This window comes from Bradyrhizobium sp. C9, assembly GCF_002532045.1.
In the GTDB taxonomy this organism is placed as follows: Bacteria; Pseudomonadota; Alphaproteobacteria; order Rhizobiales; family Xanthobacteraceae; genus Bradyrhizobium.
This window is the reverse complement of sequence record NZ_NWTG01000038.1, coordinates 49,386-55,635: the sequence shown is the minus strand read 5'-3', so window position 1 is coordinate 55,635 and position 6,250 is coordinate 49,386. Positions and strand designations below refer to the sequence as shown.

General features: G+C 65.8%; 5 protein-coding genes. 2 read left to right on the top strand and 3 right to left on the bottom strand.

The genetic code is table 11. The annotated features are described in order from the left end of the window. Positions 1 to 78: 78 nt before the first annotated feature. Together CO675_RS37635 and CO675_RS37630 are read right to left on the bottom strand one after the other, a co-directional pair. Complete coding sequence (locus CO675_RS37635) at positions 79 to 1,305, bottom strand: ABC transporter substrate-binding protein (protein WP_097676923.1); 1,227 nt, start codon at positions 1,303 to 1,305, stop codon at positions 79 to 81. Positions 1,306 to 1,360: 55 nt separating this feature from the next. After that, on the bottom strand, positions 1,361 to 2,563 hold the full coding sequence (locus CO675_RS37630) for a cytochrome P450 (protein ID WP_097676922.1): 1,203 nt from the start codon (positions 2,561 to 2,563) through the stop codon (positions 1,361 to 1,363). An 82-nt stretch (positions 2,564 to 2,645) separates the two neighbouring features. On the opposite strand from CO675_RS37630, the gene CO675_RS37625 reads away from it, so the two are divergent. Further along, a complete protein-coding gene (locus CO675_RS37625; protein ID WP_095731163.1) occupies positions 2,646 to 3,170 on the top strand; it encodes a MarR family winged helix-turn-helix transcriptional regulator in 525 nt (174 codons plus the stop codon). Positions 3,171 to 3,599: 429 nt separating this feature from the next. Here the strand turns inward: CO675_RS37625 and CO675_RS37620 are convergent, their stop codons facing one another. Further along, positions 3,600 to 5,459 carry a feruloyl-CoA synthase gene (locus CO675_RS37620; RefSeq protein WP_097676921.1) on the bottom strand — a complete coding sequence of 620 codons (1,860 nt, stop codon included), beginning with the start codon at positions 5,457 to 5,459 and terminating at the stop codon, positions 3,600 to 3,602. Positions 5,460 to 5,614: 155 nt separating this feature from the next. Here CO675_RS37620 and CO675_RS37615 point away from each other — a divergent pair, with 155 nt between their 5' ends. After that, positions 5,615 to 6,142 (top strand): MarR family winged helix-turn-helix transcriptional regulator, encoded by a 528-nt coding sequence (locus tag CO675_RS37615; protein ID WP_097676920.1) that lies wholly within the window; start codon positions 5,615 to 5,617, stop codon positions 6,140 to 6,142. Positions 6,143 to 6,250 lie beyond the last annotated feature (108 nt).

The window sequence follows — 6,250 nt, the reverse complement described above, 5'->3', positions numbered from 1 at the left end:
CTTCCTTCTCTCCGTGCTTGGCCATATGCGATAGCCCTACCTGGAGGGGGAGGATGTAGACATGCGCGACCATCGACATCACTTCACCAGCGAGCATCCGCCATCGGCGATCGGCCGGAACGCCTGCTCGGCCGGGATGGTCGCGATCAGCTTGTAGTAGTCGTAGGGGTACTTCGACTCCTCCGGCTTCTTCACCTCGAATAGATACATCGGGTGGATGACGCGGCCGTCCTGGCGGATCGTGGTGTCGCCGAACAGTCTGTCCTTGCCCTTGAAGGTCTTCATCTGCGGCACCACGACCTTGGCATCGTCGCTGCCGGTGGCCGCGACCGCGTTGAGGTAGGCGAGCGTCGAGGCATAGACGCCGGCCTGATTGCCGCTCGGCATCTTGCCGTTCATGCCGGGACGCGCGGCAAAGCGCTTCGCAAACGCGCGGGTGTCGTCGTTCATGTCCCAGTAGAAGGCCTCGAGCAGTTGCAGGCCCTGCGCGACCTTCAGGCCCATGCCGTGGACGTCGTTCACGAACAGCAGGAACGCCACCATGGTCTGGCCGCCCTCCTGGATGCCGAACTCGGCTGCCTGCTTCACCGCGTTGATGGTGTCGCCGCCGGCATTGGCGAGCCCGATCACCTTGGCTTTCGAATTCTGCGCCTGCAGCAGGAAGGAGGCGAAGTCCGAGGTGCCGAGCGGATGCTTGCTCGATCCCAGCACCTTGCCGCCGTGCTTGTCGATGTAGTTGGTCGCCTCGGCTTCAATGCCCTTGCCGAGCGCGTAGTCGACGGTCACGAAGTACCAATCCTTGCCGCCACGCTGCATCATCGCGGCCGCGGTGGTGTTGCCGGTCGCCCAGGCGTCGTTGACCCATTGAATGGTGTTCGGCGAGCAGGCCTTGCCGGTGAGATCGGAGCTCGCGGTCGACGACGCCAGGAACGTCATCCTGGAGTCGCGCAGCACGGTGTTGATGGCGAGGCCGACCGCCGAGTTCGGCACGTCGACGATGGCATCGACGCCTTCGACATCGAGCCATTTGCGCGCGATCGCAGAGCCGACGTCGGCTTTGTTCTGGTGGTCGGCATAGACGATCTCGACCTTGATACCCTTGCCGCCGCCGCCAAAATCCTCCGCCGCCATGCGCGCGGCTTCCACCGAACCCATGCCGTTGGTGTCCTGGAAGATGCCGGAAATGTCGTTGAGCACGCCGATGCGCACGACATTGTCGGATATCTCCGCGCGTGCGCTGCCGGCGGCGCAGGCCAATGCCAGCGCAAGCCCAACCCCAAATCGCCCACCCCCAAAGCCCCTCATCGTATCCCCTCCCATGTTTCCTTAAACCAACCATGTGCCGGTATTGAGCGCCTCGTCAGGCCGGCGTGATCTCGACCGGCAGGCTGCTCAGCCCGCGCAGCGTATTGTTGAACAGCCGCTTCGGCTCGCCAGTGATTTCGATCCTGGCGACACGACGCGCCAGCGCCGCCATCATCACCTCGCCTTCGAGGCGGGCGACGAGCTGCCCGACGCACATATGGATGCCGGAACCGTAGCCGACATGCCCCGACGTGCGACGCGTGATGTCGTAGCTGTCGGGCGCCTCCCAGCGGCGCGGATCGCGGTTGGCCGCGGCCAGGAACATCAGCACCTTCTCGCCTTCGGGAATGCTGGCCCCGCTGAGTTCGACGTCGCGGGTCGTGGTGCGGAAGAAGGTCTGGACCGGGCTTTCGAACCGCACGGCTTCCTCGAAGGCGTTGCGCGCCAGCGTCGGATCGCTACGCAGCCTCTCGAATTGATCGGGGAAGCGGGCGAGGCAGTAGACGGCGGCGCCGATGCCGTTGACGGTGGTGTCGAGACCGGCCGACAGCAGCGAGCGCACCAGCAGCGGCGCCTCGGTCGCGGTAATGGCACCGCTATCGACATGGGCATGGATGCAGGCGCCGATACCACCCGGCGTGAGATTGTCGCGCTGACATTGTTCGGAGATATAGGCCTGGTGCGGCGCGGAGCGCTCGATCGCCCGCTGGCGCAGCTCGTTCGGCGGCCCGAAGGCGTTGAACACCAGGCTCGCGTAAGGCAACAGATGCTCGCGGCCCTCCGGCCGCAGGCCCAGCGCATCCGGGAAGATCGACAGCGGATAGGCTTCGGCGAGGTCCTCGATCGCGTCGAACCGGCGTTTCTCCAACAGGGCATCGACTCGGGCCTCCGCGGCGGCGGCAAATCGGCCGCGTAGCTGCTTCATCACGGTCGCCGACAGCACGCTGCTCAGCACGGTGCGGGTGCGGGTATGCGCCGGCGGGTCGGCCTCCAGGATCAGGCTCGGCGGCCGCCACGGCTTCTCCCTGGAGAAGTCGCTGAGGCCGACGCCGCGGCTGGAGCAGAACGTCACGGGATCGTTCAGCACCGCATGGACCTCGGCATAGCGCGCCACGCCGTAGACATTCCACTTGTCGAGATAGACCACGGGTGCGGCCTCGCGCAGCCGCTCATGGGTCGGGAACGGGTCGGCGAAGAACTCGAGCGCGAACGGATCGACGTCGAGATGCGGGACGGACGCAGCTTCTGTTGCAGTCATCGGGACCTCCCGAGGTTTGATCTTGTCAACACGGGCCGCATGTCACTTGCTCCCGAACAGTTTCGCAGCGATGATTTGAGAAATGAGCAGCCAGCCCCTCCCCCGAAAGCCCCGCCGGCCAAGACCGGCCGAACCCGCAGACGCCATTGATGGCCCGCTGCTGGACCTCAATCGCTATGTGCCGGCGTTCATCACCTTCATCGGCAACAAGCTGTCGAACAGCGCCACCGCATTTTACCAGAAGAATTTCGGGGTCAACGTCACCGAGTGGCGAATCATCTCGCAACTGGCGATCGAGCCGGGGATTCCGGCCTCGCGGATCTGCCAGGTGATCGGCTTCGACAAGGGACCGGTCAGCCGCAACCTCGCGGCGCTGCAGAAGCGCGGCCTCTTGACGATCCGCACCGCGCCGGACGACGGCCGCACCCATTCGATCACGCTGACCGCGCGGGGCCGGGCCGTCCACGACAAGGTCATCGTCGCGGCGCTGGAGCGCGAGCGGCGGCTGCTGTCGTGCCTGAAGAAGGACGAGCGCGAGGTGCTGATCGACCTGCTGCGCCGGCTCCACGAGAATCTCGGCGCCGTGACCGGGCAAAGCACGACCTGACCGCACGACCGGGCCACGGCCGACGCCCTGCGCAACCACGGTGTTCGCCCGGACTTCCACGCGTGCCGCTCGCGCGCTGCTGCGCAACATTGTCCTCCCAAAAGCGCGGCCGTTGACCGGCCCTGTTCCTATGGGCGAAAACTCGCACAGAGTAGTTGCCGTGGCAACTAAAAACGCGAGGGTGTGCGGCACGAGACCCCAGGGAACCGGTGCGGACGGATCCAATGGGGTCCGCCAGACGTGCCACAAATCTGGTGTCGTCCCGGCCTCCGAGCCGGACCCATAACCACCAATGTTGATTATTGCGCGCCGACGGAACGACGAGCTTTGCACACAACGCCGGCCGCGGAGTATGGGTCCCTGCTTTCGCAGGAACGACAGCGGTGTACGTGGTGGCGTCCTGCCAACGCAATGCCGGTACAAATCGCGTCACGAGCCCGCGCAGCCAATCGGCTCGGACGACGCGTCGTCCTCCAGCACCGCCATTGCTGCGGCGCGGCGCGTCAGCACGGCGCGCTGGTTGATGTAGCCCTTGTCGGTGATCTCGCCGCCGTCGACCGAGGCGGGCTCGGCGAGCAACAGCGCACGGGTGGCGTGGCCGGAGGAATGACTGCCCTGCGCCTTCAGCCGCGCCAGCCCCTGCCCGATCGCGGAACGGACCGCCGGATGGCCGATCGCCTCGCGCGCGTCGGCTGTCTCGGGCAGGCCTGCCAGCGAACGGCAGGCGGCCAGATTCGGGAACACCAGGAAGCGCACCTCGTCGCGGCCGTGGCCGGTAACGACGATATCCTGCGCCAGCGGCGCCAGCGCGGCGATGCCGGCGACGCGTAGGGTGCCGACACTGACCCAGGTGCCGGAATTGAGCTTGAAGTCCTCGGCGACGCGGCCGTCGAAGAACAGGCCGAGATCCGGCCGGTCAGGATCGGCGAAGGTGACGGCGTCGCCGATCTTGTAGAAGCCCTCGTCGTCGAAAGCCTGCGCGGTCAGCTCAGGCGCCTTCCAGTAGCCCGGCGTGACGTTCGGCCCGCGCACGCGGACCTCGAGCTTGTCGCCCGACGGCACGAGCTTCAGCTCGGTGCCTGATATCGGCACGCCGATATTGCCGGATCGCTTTGCCAGGAAATGACAATCGGTCGCCAGCGGCGAGGTCTCGGTCGAGCCCCAGGCCGACACCATCGGCAGCTTGCGGCCGACCGTTTGCAGCGACAATTCCTCCAGCGCATCCCAGAGATTCTGCGGCAGTGCCGCGCCGGCGTAGAAAGCGAACTTGGTGCCCTCGAAGAACTTGCGGCGCAATTCGTCGTCGGTGCGCAGCGCCGCGATCAGCATGTCGAAGCCGCGCGGCACGTTGAAATAGACCGTCGGTACCACGCTGCGCAGATTGGCGAGCGACGTGGCAAACAGGCCTGGCGCCGGCTTGCCGCCATCGACATAGAGCGTGCCGCCGTTGCGCAGCACCAGATTGAAATTGTGATTGGCGCCGAAGGTGTGGCTCCAGGGCAGCCAGTCCAGAATGACCAGCGCTTCGCCGGCCTGCTCCAGGAATGTCCAGGTCTGTGCCTTGGCCTGCTGGCTCGAGGTCAGCATGCGCTGGGTGTTGATCACGGCTTTCGGCGTGCCGGTCGACCCCGAGGTGAACAGGAATTTTGCGATCGTGTCCGGCGTCACCGCGGCGAAAGCCGTGGCGACATCAGGCGATTCAGGCGTCGCCACGACAGTGCGGAACGGCAGCGCATCGGCATCATCGGGATTGCCGCTGACGATGGTTGCCCGATGCAGCGGCGCGATCGCGGCGAGCGCGGCCGCGAACGGCCTTGTGCCCGTGACATAGATCGCGCCGGGATCGAGCAGGCTGATCATGCTCTTCAGCTTGTCGAAGTCTTTCGACATCAGGGAATAGGCTGGCGAGATCGCGGCCGAGGGCACGCCGACATGCTGGGCGGCGAGCGCGAACAGCGCGTGGTCGATGCCGTTGTCGGCGAGGATGACGAGTGGTCGTTCCGTGCTCAGCCCTTGCGCCAGGATCCAAGATGCAGCCCGCCGCACGATTCCGAGCGCATCGCGATAGCTGACGGTGCTCCAGGGCGCTTCGGCGCTGGTGCGCTCGCCAAGGAAGATGCGATCCGGCGCCTGCCGCGCCCAGTGCTCCAGCCAGTCGCCGACGCAGCGGGCGCTGTCTTGCAGCGGCGCGGTGGAGCGGACGAGGATGCTGCCGTCGTCGCGGCTGACGGCAACGATCGCGGGCGTCGCGAACAAGGTGCTCGGATTGTCTCCGCTGGCGGCCGTCATGGTTTCCTCCTCGCCCGCATCTTATCAGGATCGCGCTGCAACATGGTGCGGTGGCGCAGTCCCGGCCAGGCTCTTTGGACATAATGTTGCGGACATCAATTGTTGTCGTCAACAACAATCTTTCCATCCTATCTCGGGCGCGCTAGCCTTGGGGCATGGCGAGCAAGCAACAGACGTCGCGCAAGGCGGCAGGAACTAGAGCGGCCATCCGCCGCCCGCAGGCGCGCGCGGCGAATGGCCGGACGCAAGGCGATGCCGGCGACGACATCGGTCTCGACGCGCTGGTCGGACACGCCGGCTATGCGGTGCGGCGCTTCCAGCTCTGGATCTTCCAGGACTTCATCAAGACGCTGGCGACGGTCGACATCCGCCCGACCCAATATTCGGTCATGACCGTGATCGGGGCCAATCCGGGCCTCAGCCAGATGGCGGTCGCGAAACGGCTCGGGATCGAGCGCGCGCGGCTGGTGCATCTGCTCGACAGCCTGGAAGAACGCGCCTTCGTCAGCCGCATCCCTTCCGCCACCGACCGCCGCTCCCACGCGCTGCATCTGACCGGGCCCGGCAAGACCGCGCTGGTGCAGTTCAAGCGGCTCGCCGCCGAGCACGAGCGGCATGTCGCCGACAAGATCGGCAGGGAAAACCGCGAGCAACTGCTGCGAATCCTCGCCTGCTTCACCTGATCGATCGACCGGATTTCGGCTGGGTCACGCCTGCCATAAAATTGAGCAGACAGGCACGCAAGCCAGTTCGCGTCAGCCGCCAGCGACCATTTCAAGCAACTGATATTG